General features: G+C 34.8%; 26 protein-coding genes and 8 pseudogenes. 15 read left to right on the forward strand and 19 right to left on the reverse strand.

The features are described 5' to 3' along the window. Positions 1–374: 374 nt before the first annotated feature. The gene (locus tag G4P54_RS10825) at positions 375–1,811 is read left to right on the forward strand and encodes a flavin monoamine oxidase family protein (protein ID WP_167872658.1); all 1,437 of its coding nucleotides are present in this window, start codon (positions 375–377) and stop codon (positions 1,809–1,811) included. Between the two features lie 126 nt (positions 1,812–1,937). On the opposite strand, the gene adhP is transcribed toward G4P54_RS10825, so the two are convergent. The 3 genes from adhP to xynA all read right to left on the reverse strand — a co-directional run bounded on the left by adhP (position 1,938) and on the right by xynA (position 5,136). After that, entirely contained in the window at positions 1,938–2,954 is a 1,017-nt protein-coding gene (adhP, locus tag G4P54_RS10830; RefSeq protein WP_167872659.1) for an alcohol dehydrogenase AdhP, read from the reverse strand. A 650-nt stretch (positions 2,955–3,604) separates the two neighbouring features. Next, positions 3,605–4,048, reverse strand: coding sequence for a hypothetical protein (locus G4P54_RS10835; protein ID WP_024715419.1), 444 nt, complete (start codon positions 4,046–4,048; stop codon positions 3,605–3,607). A 446-nt stretch (positions 4,049–4,494) separates the two neighbouring features. Further along, entirely contained in the window at positions 4,495–5,136 is a 642-nt protein-coding gene (gene xynA / locus G4P54_RS10840) for an endo-1,4-beta-xylanase XynA (RefSeq protein WP_024715418.1), read from the reverse strand. Between the two features lie 299 nt (positions 5,137–5,435). Between xynA and G4P54_RS21575 the strand changes: the two are divergent. From G4P54_RS21575 to G4P54_RS10860, 5 genes and pseudogenes are all read left to right on the forward strand, one after another. Then, positions 5,436–5,762 (forward strand): annotated as a pseudogene (locus tag G4P54_RS21575) (ATP-dependent DNA ligase); the annotation flags it as partial. 536 nt (positions 5,763–6,298) lie between these two features. Next, positions 6,299–6,673: a YoqO family protein gene (locus G4P54_RS10845; RefSeq protein ID WP_167872660.1), complete on the forward strand. Its 375-nt coding sequence runs from the start codon at positions 6,299–6,301 to the stop codon at positions 6,671–6,673. A 396-nt stretch (positions 6,674–7,069) separates the two neighbouring features. Beyond that, positions 7,070–8,206, forward strand: coding sequence for a response regulator aspartate phosphatase (locus G4P54_RS10850; protein WP_024715416.1), 1,137 nt, complete (start codon positions 7,070–7,072; stop codon positions 8,204–8,206). Next, positions 8,196–8,375 (forward strand): hypothetical protein, encoded by a 180-nt coding sequence (locus tag G4P54_RS10855; RefSeq protein WP_024715415.1) that lies wholly within the window; start codon positions 8,196–8,198, stop codon positions 8,373–8,375. The genes G4P54_RS10850 and G4P54_RS10855 overlap by 11 nt, the downstream gene beginning before the upstream one ends. A gap of 223 nt (positions 8,376–8,598) precedes the next feature. Beyond that, positions 8,599–9,618: a hypothetical protein gene (locus tag G4P54_RS10860; RefSeq protein WP_167872661.1), complete on the forward strand. Its 1,020-nt coding sequence runs from the start codon at positions 8,599–8,601 to the stop codon at positions 9,616–9,618. Positions 9,619–9,691: 73 nt separating this feature from the next. On the opposite strand, the gene G4P54_RS10865 is transcribed toward G4P54_RS10860, so the two are convergent. The 4 genes from G4P54_RS10865 to G4P54_RS10880 all read right to left on the reverse strand — a co-directional run bounded on the left by G4P54_RS10865 (position 9,692) and on the right by G4P54_RS10880 (position 12,419). Continuing rightward, positions 9,692–10,051 (reverse strand): hypothetical protein, encoded by a 360-nt coding sequence (locus tag G4P54_RS10865; RefSeq protein WP_024715413.1) that lies wholly within the window; start codon positions 10,049–10,051, stop codon positions 9,692–9,694. Positions 10,052–10,330: 279 nt separating this feature from the next. After that, positions 10,331–10,864 carry a GNAT family N-acetyltransferase gene (locus tag G4P54_RS10870; protein WP_024715412.1) on the reverse strand — a complete coding sequence of 178 codons (534 nt, stop codon included), beginning with the start codon at positions 10,862–10,864 and terminating at the stop codon, positions 10,331–10,333. A gap of 85 nt (positions 10,865–10,949) precedes the next feature. Then, positions 10,950–11,090 carry a hypothetical protein gene (locus tag G4P54_RS21310; protein ID WP_240939656.1) on the reverse strand — a complete coding sequence of 47 codons (141 nt, stop codon included), beginning with the start codon at positions 11,088–11,090 and terminating at the stop codon, positions 10,950–10,952. Positions 11,091–11,585: 495 nt separating this feature from the next. Then, positions 11,586–12,419, reverse strand: coding sequence for a hypothetical protein (locus G4P54_RS10880; RefSeq protein WP_167872662.1), 834 nt, complete (start codon positions 12,417–12,419; stop codon positions 11,586–11,588). A 220-nt stretch (positions 12,420–12,639) separates the two neighbouring features. Here G4P54_RS10880 and G4P54_RS21320 point away from each other — a divergent pair, with 220 nt between their 5' ends. From G4P54_RS21320 to G4P54_RS10890, 4 genes and pseudogenes are all read left to right on the forward strand, one after another. Next, positions 12,640–12,849: a hypothetical protein gene (locus G4P54_RS21320; RefSeq protein ID WP_240939658.1), complete on the forward strand. Its 210-nt coding sequence runs from the start codon at positions 12,640–12,642 to the stop codon at positions 12,847–12,849. Positions 12,850–12,903: 54 nt separating this feature from the next. Next, a pseudogene (locus tag G4P54_RS21325) lies at positions 12,904–12,960 on the forward strand (hypothetical protein); the annotation flags it as partial. 3 nt (positions 12,961–12,963) lie between these two features. Then, positions 12,964–13,398 carry a tetratricopeptide repeat protein gene (locus tag G4P54_RS21330; protein WP_240939660.1) on the forward strand — a complete coding sequence of 145 codons (435 nt, stop codon included), beginning with the start codon at positions 12,964–12,966 and terminating at the stop codon, positions 13,396–13,398. Then, positions 13,388–13,531, forward strand: a complete 144-nt coding sequence (locus G4P54_RS10890) for a hypothetical protein (RefSeq protein WP_167872663.1) — start codon at positions 13,388–13,390, stop codon at positions 13,529–13,531. Before G4P54_RS21330 ends, G4P54_RS10890 begins: the two co-directional genes overlap by 11 nt. 73 nt (positions 13,532–13,604) lie before the next feature. On the opposite strand, the gene G4P54_RS10895 is transcribed toward G4P54_RS10890, so the two are convergent. The 9 genes and pseudogenes from G4P54_RS10895 to G4P54_RS21130 all read right to left on the reverse strand — a co-directional run bounded on the left by G4P54_RS10895 (position 13,605) and on the right by G4P54_RS21130 (position 18,879). Then, on the reverse strand, positions 13,605–13,946 hold the full coding sequence (locus G4P54_RS10895) for an SLATT domain-containing protein (protein ID WP_167873865.1): 342 nt from the start codon (positions 13,944–13,946) through the stop codon (positions 13,605–13,607). Between the two features lie 354 nt (positions 13,947–14,300). Next, positions 14,301–14,867 carry an SMI1/KNR4 family protein gene (locus G4P54_RS10900; RefSeq protein ID WP_167872664.1) on the reverse strand — a complete coding sequence of 189 codons (567 nt, stop codon included), beginning with the start codon at positions 14,865–14,867 and terminating at the stop codon, positions 14,301–14,303. 65 nt (positions 14,868–14,932) lie between these two features. After that, positions 14,933–15,186 (reverse strand): annotated as a pseudogene (locus G4P54_RS10905) (SunI/YnzG family protein). A gap of 273 nt (positions 15,187–15,459) precedes the next feature. After that, a complete protein-coding gene (locus tag G4P54_RS21650) occupies positions 15,460–15,948 on the reverse strand; it encodes a hypothetical protein (RefSeq protein WP_167872665.1) in 489 nt (162 codons plus the stop codon). A 418-nt stretch (positions 15,949–16,366) separates the two neighbouring features. Then, complete coding sequence (locus G4P54_RS10920) at positions 16,367–16,585, reverse strand: helix-turn-helix domain-containing protein (protein WP_167873867.1); 219 nt, start codon at positions 16,583–16,585, stop codon at positions 16,367–16,369. Between the two features lie 202 nt (positions 16,586–16,787). Continuing rightward, complete coding sequence (locus G4P54_RS10925) at positions 16,788–17,489, reverse strand: hypothetical protein (protein WP_167872666.1); 702 nt, start codon at positions 17,487–17,489, stop codon at positions 16,788–16,790. A 62-nt stretch (positions 17,490–17,551) separates the two neighbouring features. Further along, positions 17,552–17,746 carry a hypothetical protein gene (locus G4P54_RS10930; protein ID WP_167872667.1) on the reverse strand — a complete coding sequence of 65 codons (195 nt, stop codon included), beginning with the start codon at positions 17,744–17,746 and terminating at the stop codon, positions 17,552–17,554. 360 nt (positions 17,747–18,106) lie between these two features. Beyond that, positions 18,107–18,421 carry an XkdW family protein gene (locus G4P54_RS10935; RefSeq protein ID WP_167872668.1) on the reverse strand — a complete coding sequence of 105 codons (315 nt, stop codon included), beginning with the start codon at positions 18,419–18,421 and terminating at the stop codon, positions 18,107–18,109. A 76-nt stretch (positions 18,422–18,497) separates the two neighbouring features. Continuing rightward, a pseudogene (locus tag G4P54_RS21130) lies at positions 18,498–18,879 on the reverse strand (hypothetical protein). A gap of 65 nt (positions 18,880–18,944) precedes the next feature. On the opposite strand from G4P54_RS21130, the gene G4P54_RS21345 reads away from it, so the two are divergent. Next, positions 18,945–19,196 (forward strand): hypothetical protein, encoded by a 252-nt coding sequence (locus tag G4P54_RS21345; protein ID WP_240939661.1) that lies wholly within the window; start codon positions 18,945–18,947, stop codon positions 19,194–19,196. A 33-nt stretch (positions 19,197–19,229) separates the two neighbouring features. Beyond that, positions 19,230–19,727 (forward strand): annotated as a pseudogene (locus G4P54_RS21350) (SAR2788 family putative toxin); the annotation flags it as partial. Positions 19,728–19,857: 130 nt separating this feature from the next. Here G4P54_RS21350 and G4P54_RS10950 read toward each other — a convergent pair. After that, on the reverse strand, positions 19,858–20,775 hold the full coding sequence (locus G4P54_RS10950) for a cysteine peptidase family C39 domain-containing protein (RefSeq protein WP_167872671.1): 918 nt from the start codon (positions 20,773–20,775) through the stop codon (positions 19,858–19,860). Between the two features lie 64 nt (positions 20,776–20,839). Then, a pseudogene (locus tag G4P54_RS10955) lies at positions 20,840–21,007 on the reverse strand (hypothetical protein); the annotation flags it as partial. Positions 21,008–21,150: 143 nt separating this feature from the next. On the opposite strand from G4P54_RS10955, the pseudogene G4P54_RS10960 reads away from it, so the two are divergent. Then, positions 21,151–21,374: pseudogene (locus tag G4P54_RS10960) on the forward strand (hypothetical protein). 14 nt (positions 21,375–21,388) lie between these two features. Here the strand turns inward: G4P54_RS10960 and G4P54_RS10965 are convergent. Beyond that, positions 21,389–21,679 (reverse strand): annotated as a pseudogene (locus G4P54_RS10965) (hypothetical protein). A 124-nt stretch (positions 21,680–21,803) separates the two neighbouring features. Here G4P54_RS10965 and G4P54_RS10970 point away from each other — a divergent pair. Both G4P54_RS10970 and G4P54_RS10975 read left to right on the forward strand, forming a co-directional pair. Further along, positions 21,804–22,178, forward strand: a complete 375-nt coding sequence (locus tag G4P54_RS10970; RefSeq protein ID WP_167872673.1) for a YoqO family protein — start codon at positions 21,804–21,806, stop codon at positions 22,176–22,178. 242 nt (positions 22,179–22,420) lie between these two features. Continuing rightward, the gene (locus G4P54_RS10975) at positions 22,421–23,158 is read left to right on the forward strand and encodes a response regulator aspartate phosphatase (RefSeq protein WP_240939662.1); all 738 of its coding nucleotides are present in this window, start codon (positions 22,421–22,423) and stop codon (positions 23,156–23,158) included. The last annotated feature ends 22 nt before the right edge of the window (positions 23,159–23,180 follow it).

Here is a 23,180-nt window from a genome sequence, read left to right on the forward strand (position 1 = left end):
CGCATTTCAATTCTGCTTCAATCTCTTCAAGGTTGAATAAATGAAGTCATTCACTGATATTTTCATCATCTTAAAGAATCTAGCTCAAAAATTTCCAAGCTCAAAGTTATGAATTTCGGTAAAGGCTGCTTTGTCCGGAGAAAAAGTAACAAAGCAATCCACGATATCCCCTTCAGAACAAAACAATTGAACAGCGCCTTTTTTTAGAGATTCTTCAAACCCTTACACTCTTATAAACAAAGTTAGTCGTTTCCATCACCCCACTATTGTTCTTGTAAAGTGAGTAAAATTCCAAAAGATGTGAAGAGATCGTGATAGCTGCCCTTTTCACTGAATATAATGCAATAAATTCAAAAAAGAGGTGCCTCACACAAGTGAATTCTCTCATGAATGATGACATGCTGAAGATCATTAGGAATGGCCTTCACCGAATACATCGTCCAAAGCACATTATGATTGTTGGAGCTGGATTGGCCGGGCTTGTATCAGCATCTTTGCTAAAGAGTGCCGGTCATAGGGTAACGATTCTCGAAGCGAGCGGCAGAGCAGGCGGCCGTGTCTGCACTTTGAGGTCTCCCTTTAGCGACGGGTTGTATTTTAATGTTGGTCCGATGCGCATACCGAATAACCATTTGCTTACTTTGGAATATATAAAACAGTTCAGGCTGCCGACAAATGTATTTATCAACAGAACCCCGATGGACATCATTTATACGAATGGAATCAAAACACGTCTCCACATTTTCGAACGAAATCCTCAGGTACTAGGGTACCCCGTTGCACCGAACGAACAAGGGAAATCGGCTGAAGAGCTAATGCTTTCTGTATTGCAGCCCATATTACAATTTATTAATCAAGATCCTGCAAAAAATTGGCGAATTGTTGAAAAACAATACAAGAATAATTCGTTAAGCTCTTTTTTAAACACGTTCTTTTCATACGGTGCGATCGACATGATTGGTACACTCCTTGATATGGAAGCATATATGGGTATGTCGCTTGTTGAAGTGTTACGGGAATCTGGCTATTATATATCACCCTCTCACTTTTATGAGATAACAGGCGGCATGGATCGGCTTCCTCATGCATTTCTTCCTCAATTAAAAACGAATATGCTATACCATCAAAAAATGATGAAAATTTCTCAAAATGAGCACAATGTAACGATTCATTGTCAGCATCAACAAACAGCAGCGCATGAAACGTTCACAGCTGATCTGGCTATTGTAACCATTCCTTTTTCAACATTGCGATTTGTAAAAATCGAACCATACCATTCTTTTTCCTCCTATAAAAGGAGGGCAATCCGCGAACTAAACTATATGAGCGCAACAAAAACCGGCATAGAGTTTAAAAGCCGATTTTGGGAAAAAACCGGGCAGCGCGGCGGCAAATCTATTACTGATCTTCCGATTCGATTTTCGTATTATCCAAGCACTGATATTGGAGCAGATGGACATGCTGTTGTTTTGGCGAGTTATACATGGGCGGACGAGGCATTGAAGTGGGATAGTCTTTCAGAAGGAGAGCGTATCCAGTATACCTTACTGAATTTATCTGAAATATATGGCGATATTGTATGGTCTGAATTTGTGTCCGGCGCTTCTTTTAGTTGGAGTCAAAACCCTTATTCGGCGGGTGCCTTTACTGCTTTAGAACCCGGACAGGAATTAGAGCTGAATCCCTATATCCCTGTCCCCGAGGGAAGAATTCATTTCGCTGGAGAACATGTCTCACTCACTCACGCGTGGATGGAAGGCGCGATCGAATCAGCAATCCGTGCCGCGTATGAAGTCAATCGTTTAGCTTAGATCCTGCTTGAGATCTTGTGAGGAGTCCTTGAAGCAAAAAATAAAGTCACGAAGAGGCCTTTAAAGAGCTCTTTAACTTTTAGCTCAAAGGCTGCCGATATTGATTTGACTCTTATTCTTTATCTATTACTCAGTAAAATCTATAACCATACGGCCGGTAACTTTGCCTTGCTCCATTTCTTCAAAAATATCATTAACATCTTGGATTGGGCGCTTTGTCACTTTAGGTACAACCTGACCGTCTGCAGCAAATCGGAAAGCTTCCTTCAGGTCTTCTCTCGTACCTACTAAAGATCCTACAACTTGAATTCCATCTAGCACAAGGCGAGGAATTTCTAAGTCCATCTTGTCTATCGGTAAACCAACAGCAACTACACGCGCACCAGCTTTTACAACATCAATTGCTTGGTTAAAAGGGGTTTTAGCAACAGCGGTAATGACCGTAGCATCAAGACCTAAATCGTTTGTCACTTCCTTAGCCTTGGCTACAGGGTCTTCATGTAAACTGTTTACAATGATATCAGCGCCTAAGCTCTTAGCAAAATCTAATTTTTCATTACTAATATCGAAAGCTATAACTTTCGCGTTAAATACATTTTTAGCATATTGTACAGCCAAGTTGCCCAAACCGCCGACACCAAATACACCGATCCATTGACCAGGCTTAATTTCACTGACTTTTACTGCTTTATAAGTTGTTACACCTGCACAAGTAATACTGCTTGCTGCTGCTGGATCTAAATTTTCAGGCACTTTCACTGCATAATCAGCCTTTACGATTGCTTCTTCAGCCATTGCTCCATCGACTGTATAACCAGCATTTTTCACATCACGGCACAGTGTTTCACGGCCTGTTAAGCAATATTCACAGCGAGCGCAGCTTTCAAACATCCACGCAATAGAAACGCGGTCTCCCTTTTGCAGATTTGTTACACCTTTACCAAGCTCGGTTACAATGCCTATTCCTTCATGCCCTAAAGTGATACCTGTAACATCACCAAAATCAGCGTTTTTAACATGTAAGTCAGTATGACATACACCACAGTATTCCATCTTCACTTTGGCTTCACCATGTTGCAAAGGACGCAATTCTTTTTGTACGATCGCTATACTTTTGCCTTTCGCTGCTACTACTGCCTTCACAAACATACACCCCTTTCAGAACCTCTGGGAAATTAATCCTCATGTTACAATTTAGCACAGTTATTCACTTTTGAAAACCCTTACATAAATTTATAGACAAGTAGCTGTAAAATCAATAAAAGAAATTTCGACAGGACAAGAGGCGGAAGAATTCTCTCGTTAGAACCAGATTAAGGCTCTTTTTTCGCGGAATAATTCAAATAAAAAACAATGATAATTATCAGAAAGATTAAGATTTGACTGGAATCTGCAGCTAAAGTATTGAGGCTAAGAGGTGAATTAAATTGTCTGATGAAGAAAGGTGTGACGAAGAACTGAAGAAGAAAGCAATTAAGCTCGTTCATAAGAAGAATGATTCAAAAAGGTATATTGAGCAAACAAATGGCAGTGATGATGCCGTTTAAAGTGCAATCAAATAAATCATTATTTTCTCAGCTGTTCTTTTTGCCGAAAAAGCTACTTTTATAGCTTAGCGGATTTCCATCCCCCGGTTCATTAAATTGTATAACAGCTATGTAGAATTTCCTCAGTTTGTGCCAATATGGGTGTTACATTTGCTTTAATCAGTGTTGTTACCTCTGGTTACTTTTGATTACTTAACATCTATAAAAGGGCCAAGGTCTACAAATAACCTTGGCTTTTTTAAAAACTTAAAAAGGATAATCATCAGGCTCGTCGTGGTCAATCCCATATTTGCCTTTGATTTTTACGTCTCCACATCCAGGATTTTTTTCAATCACTAACGAATGATTTCTATATGGATCTCCTTCTGCTCGATCTGTTGCAGAAAAATCAAAATGGTTTCCTGTGAATTCTTTTACACTTCGTGGAAATTCCCAGCCAGAGAGTGTTATTCTGTATATTGTCATTTTTAGAGTGCAGCCCTCTGCATTGAATATAGTGAACTTGTACCACAGCTCAGTGGGGTAATATTGCCAATTATTATCATCAGACATTGAAAACTCCGTGGATTGTTCGGTCATAGTGAAGCTTACTTTCGTGGATTCAGTAGTAATCTTGGCGCCGGCAACTTGAACATTAAAACCTGAGAGTAAACCAAAGCAAACTAAAGTCAATACGATTAACCTTTTCATCAATACTCCCCCTTTCCTCAATTATAATAGGGATTGGTAATTAAAGGAATATGTTTTCTTATTCTCAAAATGCTTTGTTGGAGCTGCAACAAGTGCGGCTCTAGCTTGCTCAAGTCTATCGCTCTAGAAATAGTGAAACCCAGAACCAAACGAGTAAAGTAAATGGGGTACTAAGTTTTTAAGAAGAAGGATTATGTGAAGGTGTCTGTTGTGAGCAAGCGCTGCTGACAAAAAATATCGCTATTAAACAATAAATTGCTAGCATTCTCATTACTACTCCGTTAATCTCATACGGAAAGTTATAAAACCTGATAGGGATACCCTATCTCCAGCAAAGCCAAGGCCGTTTGCCCAGTTGAAATGGCCTTTAATCATTACTAATGATTATAAAATGGCTCAAGGAACGATCAGCAGCCCGTTAGCTACCCATGATTACAGATGATCTGTTACCACACTGTTACGTTAGAACTTCCGCTACTTTGATATCCCTCTGTCGCTAAGACTTGATAAGCCCAATTACTGCCCAGATTCATTCCATGGCTCTTCCATGCGTTAACATGATTGCTGAAAGTGATTGTAGCGTTGCTTCCAGTTGGTCTCTTTGTCTGACGGACACTCCAGTATTGCGTAAAAGTAGTGTTATCGCCATCAATGGAAGGTGCGTTATAACGTGTCGTTGTATAGATGTCATATGTACCTCCATCACTTTTTACAGTACCTTTATACGCTCCGGTAGGTCTGTAAGTGCCCCATGAATCCACTACATAATATTCGATGAGAGGTGATCTCGTCCAGCCATATAATGTCAAATATCCATTGCCATTCGGCGCCCAAACTCCGGCATTATAGTTTATTGTCCTAAAAGGCGAACCTGTAGTCCAACCTTTACCAACAACAAAATTTCCGGTATTAGACCAATTAACACTGTAATTCCCGCCAGACCCATTGACGGCGTTTACGATTCCGCCCCCATCAGTCCAATTTTGCCAGTAGTCTGTGCCAGCTGCAGAAGCGGTTGTCGAAAACAAGCTAATACTCATTAAAGCTGCCGTTAATCCAACTAAAAAGTTCTTTTTAAACTTAAACATATGTTACCTCCTATAATATTTTTTCTGACTTTGACATGAGGTAGCACTCGTATACATGTAAAACATTCTTACATTCTTAATGACTAATGACCAAAGCTTTTGATCGTTCCCTTCAATATATTATCACGAATCTGTGAGTGGACATTAATAATATTTGTAATTTAATTACAAATACCTAAAGATCATATGATAAGTGGTGTTGTCCTGCTATAGTCTGATCCTTTTTTCATAGAATCAGAATGCTTGTTTCTAATTCTGAAGGAGTAATACCCCATTCGAACCATTTTATATATACTACAGATAGTAAAGTCATTGTAGCTGCCCCAGATGGTGCTCCTGACCTTGAAGCTGTCATGGACGTTTCATGTCCAAAAAATCAGCTCATAAGATCGTTTACTGTGTCGTTGATGTTATCTTCAAAGACGACCAGTCAACTCAACTGACTGGCGGTAAGATAGTTTTGGGCTCACTTGAACTGAATCATCCTTATGCCTTTGTAATCGAAGAAATTCATAGCAACGGACTAGCTCTACTTTGACTTGGCTAAAGAAAAAAATTCAGAGAGAATCGTGCTCAAGAAAGCCGATTCCCCTTATGAAATTAATTAACATTCACATAATTTGCTGTAAATAATCACTTATGATTACATCGAAGTTCTGATGACCGGCACACCAAAAATTCCTTCTTCCACTCTATGAAACAAGTAAAGTTTGAAATTTTATATGGCATGCGTACGACAAGCTGTTTTTCATTAATAAAGGTGAAATGAAGATCTATTTTTGACTTATTCATCTCTCTCCAGCATTTCTACAAGGTCTTGTGATTTTTTAGTTTTCTTCTGTAGTTCTCAACTTCTTTCTTGGCGATTCCTAATTTATTTAAAGCCAATCGCCATTCCGTATAGGCTCTGCTATATGTTTTAAATCCTGATGCTTGGATCTTCACTAATTCAGCTGAAAGCATTTTATTAGTGACCACATAGATTATCTCTTTTCCTGATTCAGAAGTTAAGTCATCCGTTTCTTAGTTGATACATAGGTTTTCATTACCTCCGCTCCCTGATAAATTCACTATTTTAAGTTAACATTAAAGTGTATCATCTTGAGAAATTCCTCTGTAATTGGTAAGCTGACACCTAGAAAAATGCAAAGCAGGTGGTGTCTTGAATCAAATAATCGGAATGATCGGAATCATTACTTCCTTAATTGTGCAAGAATTTTCAGCGAATGATTCGTTGACTCATGAGATTGCTATGGCTTGTCTTTTTGTATCCTTAATCATTTATCATTTTGAATATGCTAAAGATTTTTCTAAAAAATCTCTAATTGTTTTAGGAGCAATCTTTACAGCTCTAATGCTAGGGATTTATCAACTCATTTCCTTGATCGGTGATTACTTTGACAAGCTAAACTTAAATATGAGACTTATCATCTTACTTGAGATCGCTTTGATCATTGTTTTGGTATCTATTGCGGTAAATTTAATGAAGTTTATTGCGAATCGGTTAAGGAAAACCCCTCACAGTAAAGAGTTTTAATTATTTACCTTATGCCAACAACCCCTTTCTATGTGGTCTCTTATGTAGGCAATCAATTGCGATATCAACTTTCTCTAATTCCTTCTAAAATTCGTCTAAAATAAAAGACTCCTTATACTGAAAAAACAATGGATGCTCCACCTTTATTATTAAAGACAAGATTGACAATTTGACAGAGAACTTTAATGCACTTCTAACCTTTTTAACAGCAAGGGGTATCGTCCCAACAACTCATTTTTGATAGCGAACAAGCAATGGATTATAGTTCACCGCGATAAAACCCCTTTCCTTCTCTTAATTGAGGAGGGTATTTTTTAAGAAAACATTAATCTTCCTTATTCCCTTAAATATGATAAAATATTACATATTTTGATATTTAATATAGGAGGGCTTGTGTTGGAGCAAATGATCTCTTCTTCTAAAGTCGGAGTGAAAATAAATGAGTGGTATAAATACATAAGATTATTTAGTGTCCCAGATTCAGAACTATTGAAAGCTGAGGTTGAGAAAGAAATTAGGCATATGAAAGAAGATCAAGATTTATTGCTGTACTATTCTCTCATGTGTTTTCGCCATGAGTTAATGCTGGATTACCTTGAACCTAAGTCCTTGAGTGAAGAGCGCCCTAAAATTTCTGACTTATTAGAAAAGATCGAAAGCAGCCAAACTGATTTGAAAGGGATTCTTGAATATTATTTTAACTTTTTCCGCGGAATGCATGAATTTGAACAATACGAATATCTTAAGGCCATAAGCTTCTATAAGCAAGCAGAGAGAAAATTATCACTTGTTGCAGATGAAATTGAACGCGCAGAATTCCACTACAAAGTTGCAGAAATTTATTATCATATGAGGCAAACACATATGTCGATGCATCACATTGTTCAAGCAATCGATAGTTATAAAGCACATGAAAACTACACTGTAAGAGTAATTCAATGCTCGTTTGTTATCGGTCTAAACTATTTAGATATGGACTGCCCTGAAAAAGCGATCCCTCATTTTAAGGATGCTCTAGACAAGGCCAGAGAAATCGATATGGGACGATTAATCGGATCATCTCTGTACAATCTTGGCTTATGTTCATTTGCTGAGGAAAATTATGAAGAGGCAGCTGAGTACTTTAAGGAGGGAATAAGAGTATACCAGAATAATGGGTATGAGCACTCAAATCGTTTATTAGACATCTTACTGATGTTGACAAAAACCACATTCAAAATGAGGAATGAATCAGAAGGAATTCCTTGGTGTGCACATGGTTTGTCTTTGTCCAACACTTTAAACGATGAGATGATGGCAAAAATGTTTGAATTCATTCATGTCTTATATGTAGATAACGACAAAGAAAAATTACATTCGATTCTAAATTATTTAGAGTTTAAGTCAATGTTATCCGATGTGGAGGATTTAGCATCAGATGCGGCGAAGTATTATGATGAAATAGAAGACCATAAAGTGGCTGTTACTTTTTATGAGAAAGTGCTTTATGCCCGTAAACAAATTCAGAGAGGGGATTGTCTTTATGAAACTTAAGCATGCGTCAGTCTTTATTTTAGCCATTGTTTTAATTGGATTTGTTAGCATTTATTTAACTAACACGCAAAAAGATGTCCAAGAAGCACGCAGAGGACATACAGCCAGTATTGGTTATACTGATGGCCATTCGTATGAAGTTGCAGGTAGTAGAGGTCATACTTCTTAATACGTTTTTCTATCCCCCTCCATATTTTGAAGGGGGTTATTTTTTATGATTTGTATCCACCAGTCATCATGCTCTGTGAAGCGGAATACCTGCAAATGTATAAATAAATTGCTACTGTGATAATGATCTTTCATCAAAAACTGTTAGCTACTAAAATATTTTTACTTACTTGCAGATTTTTTCTGCAAATGTCTTTTTATTCTCTATAAGAAAGGAGAGTCGTATGAAAAAGTCTTATCTTTTATATGGAGGTTCGGGTATTCTAATTGGTATCGCTGCGGTATTGCTAATCAATATTTTCTTTATTAATAAAGGTGAGCAATCTGTAAATGCTTCTAAAATTGACCCAATCGAGGATAAAATCTTCTTTATCTATTCAAATCCACTCATCAAGAAAAGTGCACTGATATCCACGTCACAAGGAGAAAAATTCAACAAACGATATTTTAACGTTCCAGATATACCTTATATCCAGAAAAAAGCCGATTCTTCAAACGATATTGTCTTATTAGCAGAACACGAACCATACTATTATACATTAAATAACAACAAAATTAAGGAACATAGATTATCTAATCCATTCGCTTTTTGGTATGAAGGAAAGAATGTTTCTGTAAAAGCCTATAATGTCGACACTAATGGGAATGAGTTGAAAATTAAGGATAAACAGTTTAACAAAAAATATAGCTTAACATTACCCTCTCTAGTGACAATGGGTGCAAACGATGGTAAATACATTTATGTAATTCAAAGCATGTCTATTTATGTTATTGATAGAAAAACAGAGGAGATTATTAAAAACCTAGGATTAGCCTCCTATGCAGATTTATTTGATCACTCTGACAATGATATTGTAGCAAGCTCAGACCATGAACTGACCGTAATTGAAAAAGGCTCATGGAAATCAAAATTCCTAAAATACCCTGATGATCTTGAGCAAGCAGACGCTGTGCATTATGACAAAATAAGCGGAAAATTTTACGTTACATATATAAATAAGTCTGGTAACACAGGTTTACTTGAGATTAATAAAGATTTTTCTTTTGAAATATACGATTTGAAATTTCCATATATGAATGCACAATTTAAAGATCAAAAACTTTATGTAATTTCGCAAGAGGAAAACAAAAAAGGTATTGGAGGTTATATGGGGATTTTTGATATACGTACTAAAAAGAAACTTAAGGAATTCAATTTACCTGAAGAAACAACAAAAGTACAAGACTTTTTGATTTTAGATTAACCCTTGATGATAGGTCCACACAATTGATAAAGCCCCTTTCCGTTTTTGGATAAAGGGGTTTTATCAATTTAATTTAGATTGAATTTTTATAAGCGTTAATTGCTTCATTTCGCAACAGCATATTATCTTTGTTAACCATGCCTAAGTTGTAAGCTTTTTTGATAATATCTAATACCTGCGAATCTAACGCAGAAAGATTGCCTCCTGGATTAAATCTTGATTTCCAATAATCTAAAGACTTATTTAGGTCAAGTGAGCTTTTTTTGTTCTCAGGTTTAACTACTTCATTTTTCTCAAGTTTTTCACAGAATTCAGTAAAACCTATAGATCTACTTGGCGCTGAGTTATTTCCTCCATACCCTTCTGTAGCCAAGCTGCAAAATGCTAAGAATTTTGGATCATAAATAAGATCACTTGAGTTTACATTTACCACCGATCATCACAATCCTCTCAGAGCTTTTTATGATGTAGCACCTTTTCCATTTATACACATGTTAAATATCGACAATCACTCGAATGATTTAACAACAGAATACAAAAAAAGAACCTGCATTTCGCAAGTTTCTTTCCCGTTGTTAATTTATTGAGAGTTTTTAACGATAAGGGCATTTATGTATAAACAATATTTCCTGCATATTAAGTTTGCTCACTCAAGGGGATCTTACTCATCCCCCATATCGGAACGCAGTACTTTATCGGTGCACAAGTGATATTATCCATGATTCCGTTCAAATTCTTCTCTTGTCATCCCAAAGCAAATACCATCATAATAGGCTCCTTTAGTGAAAATGATATTTCTTAGTTGTCCCTCTTTCATGAAACCTAATTTTTCATGCAATCGCATGGATGGATTGTTAAAAGAATAAACAGTTGTATTTACTTTTTGATAAGCAAGTTCCAAAAAGAAGAAGCGAAGAACCATCAGGATCATTTCTTTGGCATACCCTTTCCCCCTATATGGCTCAAATACAGCCAAATAGTAATCAAAGGTTCCATTTTTCCTATCACAATCAAAGGTTTCAATCATACCTACAATATTATTATCTCTATCAACTGCAATAAAACGGAATTCATCTTTTTCTAATTGTTCTTCTACCCATTCTCTCATGCTATTAGCCGAACGAGGAAAATGAAGCGAATCCATATTTCGCAGAATTTCATCATCTAATGAATCAAATATAACGATATCTTCAGGTTGAATTGCTCGTAGTGTAAGATTTTCCCCTGTCCAATAAGTAACTGCCATTTTAACCTCTCCTCCAGTTATCTCCATACTTTGCCTTAACCGTTTAGTAAGTCATCATCTCATTCAATAAAGACTTTCTTGCGTTTTAATCTTCCAAATCCTCATCCCAGTTTTCTTTTGCTTCTTCAAGCTCTTCCATGAAAAACTGAAAAAAATCATCTGCAAATGTGTCTCCATAACCAGCTTCATTTGCCCAAACAATTACTGGACATTCGCCGTTTTCCATTTTGTTTTATCAAGACAATAAGAAAATTCATCAATGTACTCTATTACTATCATACCGTCACTTAAATCATAATGACTTCTATATTCCTCAGTAACTGTCACAACTCTTGCAGAGACTTTCCCATGACCGAGTATATTTAATTCATAAGAAAAGAATTCCCCTTGTCTGGTCAAGATTTCAATCCATTAAATTTAAAACTTCTTTTAAAATCTCTAAAAAAATTATCTCCAGACATAAAATAAGAAAGAGGAACGTTTAATGCATCCCCCTTTCTTTGGTTGCTAATTCGCTATGGGCCTTTTACTTTTGAATAATCGTATGACAAAGGTGAACACCGATGAACATATCAAGCTGACCAACAACAAATTCAAAATTGAAATGGCTTGTAATCCATCAGTGTTTAATTGGAACCCAAAAAACAAAGCGAAAAACAGAAAAGACACTGTGAAGGATTTAGAAAGAAAAAACTGTTTCATAAAATATCACCTCCTTTGTTTATTTTACGCTTGTTTTCTTATAAACTGTTCCTTTTTTATTGCCTGTTAAATAAACTTTGATATATTGATCTTGGACTACCAAGCCATAACCATTAATTTCGAGACCAAAGTGGAAATTTCCTCTTCCGTATACCTCAGCGTAATTAGATCCTTTTTTATATGTGCTCTTTTGCCAGTTAGAAACTTGCCAGATGGATAAGAAGCCTCTCGTATACCATGCATCATTTAGCTTCGGTTTAACATCGGTACCATTATATTGGAAATATCCCTTTGTCTTAACAGTGAAAAGCTTCATATTTAAAAAGTTTTTGGCAGTATAGCTATGTGTGTATGTTTTTGTGTTTTTGTATTTTGCTGCTGCGATTTCTACATCAGATGAAGTTGGCGGTGTGTCTTCTTCGGTGGTTGACTCAATGAAGTAAACTGGAGTATTTGTGAATGTAACGGAGATGTTTTCATTAAGTTTGTGTGTGGTGAATTGACCTATATCAACGTTTGATTGGATGTACTTATCCATATCAAGTTCTTTTTTTGTGTTGTCAACATTGGGTAGTATTGTTTTGCTGTTAGTTTCAACATAATATTTTGTCAAAGCATTTTCAGTGAATTCGTTTTTAGAATTGAATTGATCTACTGCATTTTCTAATTGTTCTTCATCTTGAGGATTAGAGATTTTAAGGGTAACTAAAAGCAAATCTTGATATTCCTGAATTGAATTGATCTCATTCTTTTCGCTCGCACTTGCTGTTTTACTTTCAGTGGCAAATGTGAAAGATGACAGAATTAACACGAAACCTAAAATAGAAAAGAGTGATTTTTTAAATTTTCCCATAGTAAAAGCTCCTTTTTTAATTGATAATAGAGCCTTCTATGTTGATTAAACCTGTTGTAGGCATTTTATAATATGTCCCTCCTTTCAATAGAACCATAACACATATTATATATCCAATTCCATGCATTTTAGCGATTTTAAGGTAATATCATTTACTCATAAGTGAATGACATCCAAAAATCACAAAAGGAATATATAAAAGCAATAAGGTCATATAAAATTGCTGAAAAAGCTCGCTCTAGTAACAGACGAAATTGAACGTGCTGAGTTTTATTTCAAAATGGCTGAAGTGTATTATCACATGAAACAAACCCATGTATCAATGCACTATGCTGAAGCTGCGCTTAATATTTATAAAGACCAAAAAACTTATACTGTTCGTCGAATTCAATGTGCTTTTGTTGTAGCTGGGAACTTTGATGATTTGTAAAGTCATGAAAAAGCAGTTCCACATCTTCAAAGAGCATTAAAAGACTCGAAAGCTATAAACAAGCACAAGCTAATTGGGGCATCATTATATAATTTAGGGAACTGTTATTATAAAATGAAAGAGTATGACAAAGCTGCTGAATATATTGAACAAGCAGTTTCATTGTACGAAAACGATAAAAGTGATCTTCTCCCTCATCCGTTATTTACACTGACACAAATTTACTTCAAAATGAAGGATATTGAAAAAGCCTTTATTATTTATAAAAAAGGAATCGAGAAAGCACAAGCCATTAACGATGATGTCTTGGTTGCTGAGTTTAATTACTTAAAGGCTTTATATATCGACTCTATAGATAAACGCACAGTTTTTCGAACTTTTTCTGTACTAAAAGATAATGTAATGTATCCAGATTTAGAGGAATTAGCACTCGACACGGCTAATTATTGTAAGGAGATAGGGCAATTTGAAAACTCAACCACCTTTTTTGACGTTATGGTGGATGCCCGAATCCAAATACAAAGAGGAGAGTGTTTATATGAAATTTAAACTTGCATTAGCCACCTTGTCAGTTGTCGTTGGATTAGCAATTTTTAGTGGCTTTTCATCCTCGAATGACAAAGAGTTCCATGAGGCTAAAAGGAATATTACTTATATTCAACCGGCCAAGTTTAATGTTTAATGTTTAGCCCTTCTCATAGAGAAGGGTTTTAAAACGTTCATGTAACTAAGCCATCCCTTAAAACTATTGTTAATCAATTAGTAATTTTTCTATTTTCTCTTCTAATTGAATTTGGTAGCATTACATCTATTTCTTTATCTGAAAAAGTTTGCTCTTCATCTGTTTTAAGTGCCTTTTGAGCTGCCTTGTAGCTTTTCGTATCTGTTTTTGGTGAATGTGTATATATTTCAGCAGTCCTTTTTTGTAATTCGTCTCTTCTTTCTCTTATTACTGATGAATCAAGTAATTCAAAATCTGTTAGTAAAGATACATATTCCTCTCTTATTATCCACAATGCATCAGCAGCCTTCTGATGGCTCTGAGCTGCTTCTACTAAATCAAAATTTTTTGTGTAAGAATTTAAAATTAATAAAATTTAAGATTAATTCCGTCCTTTAACATAATGCTATCCTCTACTGATCCATCATCTTTATATATTGCTAACTCAGAACCTCTGTCTAATGTGTGTGAAAATCCAACAATAAAATCTCCTTTTACTTATATTTTTTAATTCAGTTTTATTGTTGTTCCTTTCTGTCTTATTCCCTGTCGGTTGTAAATCACAAGAGCATGTGACTATAAGATTACACATCAGAATAAAAAGGGCCTTTAGTCTTTTCATTTTTTCCTCCTTATGAAGCAACAAAACAATCGGATTAAAACCGATTGTTGAATTTTACCACAACCATTTGCTTGAATAACAGAAAAAGGCAGCCGAAAAGTGACTGCCTTATACATCGTGCGATCGTGTTCTATAATAATTTTCTGCGGTATAGTAGCGCCATTCCCAAAAAGTCGCCCCATTGGATTCTATATACCGATCTAGAAATATCTCAAAGTTTAAATTTAATGGTGTATACTCTCCTAATTGTAATATAAACAGATAGTTGGGATCACCTTTATCCAATTTATCTTTGTCGATCATCAAATGACAACCTTCTAATAAATGACCAATTGGGATGCCATTAATACCTTCAAATAAAGCCTCATATTTTAGTTCCTCTTCAATCTCTTCAAGGCTAAATAAATAAAGTCCTCCACCTATATTCTCCCCATCAGAAAGAATTTGAAAAATTTTCGCACCATTATGTAGTGTCATGAACTTCTGATAATCCTTTGGAAGGGTAAGCTGGTGTTTAGCCTCAAAGCTTTGGAGGTCATTTAGGGTTGCTTTGTCCTCTGAAAATGTAACAAGGAACTCCATGATATATCCTTCAGAACAAAATAATTTAATGGCCCCTTTTTCATCTAAGAGACTTTTTAAACCGTTGACTGTCTTATGAACAAAGTTAGTCAAATAAATCACCCCATATATAAATGCTTTTTATTATCACGAAACACATGGCAAATGATCTTTAATGTTTAAGTATTAACAATTTTACTCATAATTGAAGCAGCATTAGTAGTGAACAAAATATATTTGGTATTAGCTGTTTTAATCACTACCCTGTGGTAGAGCCATAAGGAAATCCAATCCTTACTGCGCTTTTTTCCTCTCCGCCATAGTTTGGGTCAAGGAGCACATCGTTAATGTCTTTGATTGGGATTTCAATTTTGGATAGTTGCTAATTAATAATTAAGTTTTCATTTGATTTTTCAATTTTACTCCCCAGCATAATAACTTCCCTTTTAACAATGGATTATGTGAAATTTTAACACAATCTTTAAAATGATAGAATCACATGCGAGTGCAACGCAGCCGGCAACTTCTAAGGTATGAATGACCGTTCTGCTGCAAGTGAAAATGAAGCGTCATCGGAGAAACTGAAACATTTCAAAATTGTACAGAGTTAAGAAAGACATATCCGAATGGTGTTCCTAACTCCCGCCCTGCTTATTATCAATCTAAAATGGGCAGGGATCCATGACAACTATTGTGGCTTTCTTTTTTAATTATCGGATTGTTTATCATTGAGTATAAAAAGTAGCGTCTCTTCAATTTCTTTTTCTAAGTCATTATTATTTAAATCGAATAATGTTCCACAACCGCTCCCTATAAAGCCACCGTAGTAATACCACAAATCCATTGTGCAACAGTCTATATCTTTATCATAGGCTTTTGCAAATTGATCATAATTCATTGTTATTTGTGAACGGTATTCTTTTTCCAAACATCTCTCAGCTGTTAAATCATTTATTACATCTCCATCTATGTCTCTACAAACTTTGATGCTAAGATTTGGTTTACCCTGAGCTTCAAAAACATCTATATACTTATTTTGCAGCTTTTCAGACACTGCTTCCCCCAGACTCTCCAGCTCAAATATCATTTGTTTTAATTCTAAATTAAAATCCTTTTCTGGAATCTGTATATAACCATCATCGATTGGACTTTGATTTTTCTGATTCTTGAGTAACTGTATTAGAGCTTTCCACACAGTGTTGTCCTCCTTTCGCTCATGTTTCGCATCTCCTGCTTTTAGAACACAAGTTTCCCCAAAAAATAAGATGGCTTCTAATTTACCCTAATTTACCTTCCTTCTTATTGCGTAAGTATAAACGGCAGCTTTTTGATTAAGAATACCAAAAAAATAATCACAAGCCAGCAGATAATCTTAGAAAATTGCTTCTTGAGGGCTATAATTGAGAAATAACAGCATTAGACCACGGGAGTGAGTGACAAAAGGTTGATGAGTTATAAGGAGTTGTATTAAAACCATTATTATGGGACCTAATCAGCTTTACATTTCCTCTATTAATCTCCATGTATTTCTCCATTTCAATAAAAATACGATTTTATGCAGACCTAGAAAACTTGTAATTACTTCCTATTATTGTAACTTTAGTATATCATTTTCATCCTGAGTGATCGATATGATTATGACCTTTTTCGAATATCAGCAATTCCTGCAACTCAATGTTTAGGTATGTACAGACTTTATCTAACAGATCTCTTTGATACCGCTCCATTTCGTCATGATAAAGCTTTCTGACAGTCGGATATTCATGAACAACATCTCTGGATAGCTGCATCTTTCTTTCGTCTATTATGAGCTTTAAATTCGATTTAATCAGTGTTCTCACCTCAGTCTTGATCATTTAAAATGATCATTAATTTTTTAGTAATGGCCAAGGCTTTCAATTTGCCTTGACCCTAAAGTAGCTTAAAATGGATAATCTTCAGGCTCATCATGGGCCAAACCCATATTTGCCTTTGATTTTTACGTCCCCACAATCAGGATTCTTTTCGACTCATAACGAGCTTCACTAGCTGAGCTCAATGTTTTTCGTAATAATAGGATTTGACCCAATGATAATTTCTACCCTTATTTTTACACCATTCAATAAATCCCTTTGATTGTTTTCCTGTAAACAACACCCAGTCATTCAACAGGTCTTGATAATAGTTAAGTGCTTCGTTATTATTATTTCTTGTTTGTTGACATTCTACCTTGTTGTTTAACTGCAGTGACTTAATAATAAGTGCTGTATCTTCTTTAATATCGCCAAGATACAAATCTTCAGATATATGATGAAATGAATACCAAAGGGCGTTCAAATTAATATCGATTAGCGTTAATAAGGATAATTGTTCCTTGCCGCCACCAAGTCTAAGCGCATTTTGTAAGTAATCGACACGTTTCTCAGTATTCAAAAACACGCCATACCACCTATATGGTCTTGAATCTTCCGGATTACTCTTCATCCATCCCTCAAGTAAAGGCTTTAAAAGTTTCTCTTCCAAAGGATGAACGAGTACATGGTGAATATCATCTGAAGTTTCAAATAAAGCAAATAGCCAACAAGCAAACTTCTGTTGTGCATTATTATCCCACGTCTTTGCTTCATCAATAAAGGAAGATAATTCTTTAAAGGATTCCTTACGTAACCCTTTTTCTTTGAGGGAGCAGAACTTTTGAAATAATGGATATTCATCCGATCTGTCACTTTTCAAGATATTAGTTAAGATATTTACCATTGTTTACATCTCTTTCTTTAGACTAAAATACATGTTTTATTGATTAATATGAAAATTCAACTCTATTTTCTTTTAACAATGACTTCAACTTCATCACCAACAATGGGTTCAAAGCTGCCTGGTACATTGTTTTCCATCAATATATCTATTCCGGTTAATAACTCACCTGCATCTTGAATTACGCCATTTTCATCTTTTAGACACCACAATTCATTATCTAATAACACCACTGTACCCTTAAATCGAAATTGCTTCATAATTATTTCTCCTTATCAAAGTATTTAGAACAAAAAAATATTGCCTTCTTTCGTTCATCTTACCTTAATTATGCAACCAGAGGTCTACAGCTTTTTGCATGACTTCATTAGCGTACTCTTCATAATATACTTCTGCTTTACAATTTGGACAAATAGGTTTCTTAACCTCTACTACAATTGTTTCTTCTTTAAATTTTAGGGCTTCATTATGTATTTCATAATCTTTATCTCTATTAAACTGAATTACTCGATCACATTTATTACACCAATAAATGCTTGTTCAGTCATTTTTCACTCTCTCCATTCTGATTAAAATTGTTGTTTTATTTAAAATAAAAAGCCCCAATAAGGGACTCTTTGTTAGTTTGTGCCTTCAACCTTACTTGTTAAGTAAGCTACTTGTTTTTCTAATTCAGCAACTCTTTCTTCGAGAGTTTTTGGCTTAGGTGCATTATTCTTCTCTTCAAGCTCAATTGCTGCTTTTTCAATTTCCTCTACTGTAGGAATAGGTTCACTTTTTCTCCATGCAGTAAACATATGTCTCCCGTTATCATTTACAAATTCCCAATCATCAGTTTCGTCTGAATTGGGGAACATATACATTAAAACTTCCGGAAGAATCGATCCATGAATATTCCAAATTTCTGACACGTCTTGTCCAACTTTAAATTCCACAAAAACATCTCCTCAATTATAAAGTTCTTCTATATTCTATCATATTTTCATTATATAGGTAAGTAGTTTGCTATAATTATACAATCTCACTCCACAACCACATATCCATTGTTTGCAATGTAAAGCCATCAGGCAGCTGCTTCATTTTCACATTTACATTGTATCTTCTGCCGGTTGTTTTATGTACAATAGCTAGTTCTTCACCATTAAAGAAATGTACAATGGCCTCATCAAATTCAATAGGTTGATTAACCATCATAACCTTCCTTTAAAGCCCTAATAAACAAATAAGGATCATTTTTATACAGCTCATAAAGAATGTTTGCATATTGTTCGTTTTTGTCTCTAAGTAGTTCGAAATTAATTAATGGTATGTATAAATCTTTGTCTGATAAATTTAATTTGTTTCTAAAGTATTTAATCGCTTCATCCTGTTCTTTAGAAATAATGTTTGGCATGTTTCCAATCTCCTTTTTGTTTTAATACACACTGAATTGGGTAAAAATCTGTAGAGGTGATTTCTTTGAATAATGAACATAAAGTTACTCATTACTCTTCATTTGTTTTTTCAACAATCATGGTTTTGCTGGTTGCTATCTTTCCACAATACACTTCTTGGTTTGTAACACTTTTCTTCCTAGGTTTTGCACTTATCTATACATTCCAAAGACATAAAACAATCTCTTCAAAAGCAATTTCTTATACTTCGTATTTTTTATTCATCGTTTCATTGGCTTACACTCTTTACTTACATGAAGATGTAATTATGGTTTAATACAATTACACTCACAATAAAAGGGAGAAATAAATTAAATATCTTATTAGCTTTTTACTCGCAGTATTTGTATTTTATAGCGTAGGAACAGAGTTTGTTTCTGCAACAACAAATCAAACAAACATCAATGAAGAAGAATTAATCAATACTAATGGAACACCAACAGAAATACTTGATAATGACCAAATTGATTCAGAAACAAAAGAGATTTTTGGGGAATCAAATGATGACAGTAATGTCGAATTAGAAAGCGAGATTACTGGTAATGAAGCAATAATCCAAACAAATATTGAAATAGATGATCTATCTGTCGATGGTGAATTAGAACTAGATTTAGACACGAGTAGTATGGTTGTTTCTGCAGAAGTTTTTAATGGCAAATTTAATGTTGATTTACAAGATATAAATGATGATGGAGATTTCATTGCAACTGTAACTGATTCGAAAACTGGGGAAGAGTTTAATGTGAATACTGCAGAAGTACATGCATCTTGGTACCCACTAGTTTGGATTGCTATCGTGGCGACGAGAACTATATCACTGAGCTCAAATTCTCAAGGCTAAAATTAAAATAAGGGCTCATACATAGTTGATATTTATAATATGTATTGAGACCTTTATTTAATAAACGCCCCGTTTGTTAAAGTGGAAATCTCTATAATTAATAGCCGACTTTTAAAAGTTCCAATCTAAAATTATCCTCTAAATCGGCTAGCTTCATTAACTTCTCCGATATACCTTTCCAATCTTTATTTACAGACATAGAATGACACATCCCAAACACCTTAGCCTGTTCAGTCTTCAACACTGATAAATGTGAATGCCTATCTTTAAAATACATTGCATAATCGTTGGCCCTTCTTGCACTTAATTGGAAAAGGAAGAATGTTGTATGCCCTATAGTATCAGCTGTAATAGGGGCATTTAATAATTGATCAGCATAAAAACAAATTGCTTCCCTTCCAATTAACCCTATATCCACTTTTTCGAATTTCCGATAAGTTCTCTTAAAATAATCAATTGCTCTCTCGTATATTTCGTTATTGTCTAATGTGACAACCTTTTTTGCTGTAGACCAATATTTATTGATCCCTTTCCTATACGGAATCCTTTCCGCCATCCAAGCCTTCTTAAATTGGTCCAGTGATAATGGAACAAATGGAAAGCCAGCTGGATCTTGCACATAAATATTTTCATTATCCATTTGGTAACCTAGAACAAAATGGTCAGAACCATTTAAATTTTTATGATTCGGATGGTATGTTAGCTCCCCCATATCTAAAGGGCCTAGAATGACAGGGTTTTGTTTGATTTGCTGTTTTAATAACGGAAATGGGTCATCTAAGTCACTAGCTTGCTGATGTTCTTCTGCAGTAAATCCAAGGATGTTTAAAGCATAATTGATACCATCATCAGGATCTCTCATACTAAAATAAAGGTTTTTTTCATTTTCTATCATGGCACCTAACCCAACACCAGTTAATATTTCTACAAGTTGAGGAGATACATTTTCTCCTATTGATGAAAGAAACATTGCAGTTGAATTTGAATAACAGTAATGGCCATTTCCTATATACATAACATCACCTCCGGGTAGATAAGTTAACCTTACAATTTTGAAAATTGAAAATCCATATTAAATTAGCTCCTTTCTCGTACTCATCATCTGGATCATTTTTATCAACAATAATGATCTTCTCGCCAACCTTCGTTTTACGATCGACCTCTACGTATTCGAGCTTGATGCCGCTAAGTGTTTCGTCAGCCAGTACGTGAATCTTTACATTTGCGTTCGCTTTAGTTTCCCTCATTTACTGCACCCTTTATATTTTTTTATGTTTTTTTCAATTCTTTTTTGATTTTCATATTGGATTCACTCTTTTATATATAGAGGCGTGTCATACACATGCCATCTAAGAGAGATAGGACATTTTTGTCTCGGAGGTGGAAACTAATGAATTTTTTTCTGGATCTTTTCACAAACTGGACTTTTGATAAAGTCCTGGTTTATATGTTTGCTCTTGCAATTTGGTTTGTATTTAAATTCAGATCAAAGCAGAATAATTATCCAGATTATTTCAGAAAAGACGCCGCTATAGAGATTAACATCCCCTTCTGCGATCGTTATCGATACGTGTACTTTTACCGATAACGATCCATCCTTATATGTTTAGTTAAAAACTATCTTTTATCTAGACTTGTACAGCTTGTCTAATAGTATCTAACAACTCTTTCTTCTTGAAGTATGTCTTTTCCAAACGATCTACTTCCTTTTGCAATTCAGTAGCAGCATCATACTTCAGGATCCATTCTTCCGCTCCACAGACTTCCTTTTATTCTTTCTCAAATGTTTTTATGTGATGGCCTTCGAACCAAACTCTTACTCTTGTTCCATCTTCAAAATCATTGTCAAAAGCAGCTTCTTTGTTAGTTCCCGCATAAATGCATTTATATTTACTGTTGTCGACTACATATGTACTCATTAACTCAACTCCTTGGGGTTTAAATAAATTCACGATTTTAAGTTAACTTTAAAGTACATCGTCTTGAGAAATTCTCTTTTAATTGGTAAGCTGACACCTAGAAAAATGCAAAGCAGGTGGTGTCTTGAATAAAATAATCGGAATGATCGGAATAATCACTTCCTTAATTGTGCAAGAATTTTCAGCAAGTGATTCGTTGACTCATGAGATTGCTATGGCTTGTCTATTTGTATTCTTAATCATTTATCATTTTGAACATGCTAAAGATTTTTCTAAAAAGTCTCTAATTGTTTTAGGAGCAATCTTTATAGCTCTAATGCTAGGTATTTATCAACTCATTTCCTTTACCGGTGATTACTTTGATAGGCTTAACTTAAATATCGGACTTATCATCTTACTTGAAATCGCTTTGATTATTGCTTTGGTGTCTATTGCAGTAAATTTAATGAAGTTAATTGCGAACCGGTTAAGGAAAACACCTCATGGTAAAGAGTTTTAACTCTTTGCCTTGTAGTCTCTTATGTATGAAATCAAATGCTTTCCCTAATTCCTTCTCTTCTGTTACCGCTGAGTAATAACCATTACTTTGCCATATCTTATATTGCATATAAGGTTAGTCAGTCGAGATCAAGGAGTTTGAAACTTGAAAACGGAAAAAGTCATCCCCTATGACTTAGTAGCGACAAAAATGAATCATTGGTATGTGGCAATTAAAAAGAATTGGGTCGGTAGAGCAGAAAAATGCGAAAAGAAGTTATGCAAGAAATAAAGAATATGGAAGAGAATCAAGATGTCTTGCTAAACTACTCCCTACTCGAATTTAGGCATAAATTAATGCTGTCGTATATGTATCCTAACGTCATAAAGAACATTGAGAAAAAATATGGTGAGTTAAAAGAATATGAAGGTCATAAAAACTTAACAGGAATGCTCGAATATTACTATTATTTTTTCATGGGCATGTTCTATTTTAGACAAAAAGACTTAACGTTCTCCCTTAGCCACTATAGACAAGCGGAGAAATATTTGGACTCAATCGATAGCGAAGATATTGAAGTTGAAAAAGCTGAATTTTATTTTAAATTGTCAGAAGTGTATTACCACATGAAACAGACTTATTTTTCAATGAATTATGCCATAAGAGCCTATAATATTTTTAAAAAGCAACCTGTTGTTCATGGAAACTCTACATACGGGGTACAAAAAGTATGTTGCCAATTCGTCATATTTGGGAATTTACTGGATATCATGAAGTTTGATGAGGCGTTAAAAAGAGCATATAAAGCTTATCAAGAAGCAGAAGAACTGAATAAAAATGAGAAGAATCGTGGGCATTTGATACGTTCAGCACTGTTTAATATTGGATTATGTTATAATCAAATGGTAGAACTTGATAAAGCATTTTTTCACTTTTATAAGTCGCTTCAAATCACTGAGCCAGAAAACCATGAATATGCAGCTATGTTATCTCCTTCTTAAAAGGAAGACAAAACGATACTAA

It is taken from the genome of Bacillus tequilensis (assembly GCF_012225885.1).
Classification (GTDB): Bacteria; Bacillota; Bacilli; order Bacillales; family Bacillaceae; genus Bacillus; species Bacillus tequilensis.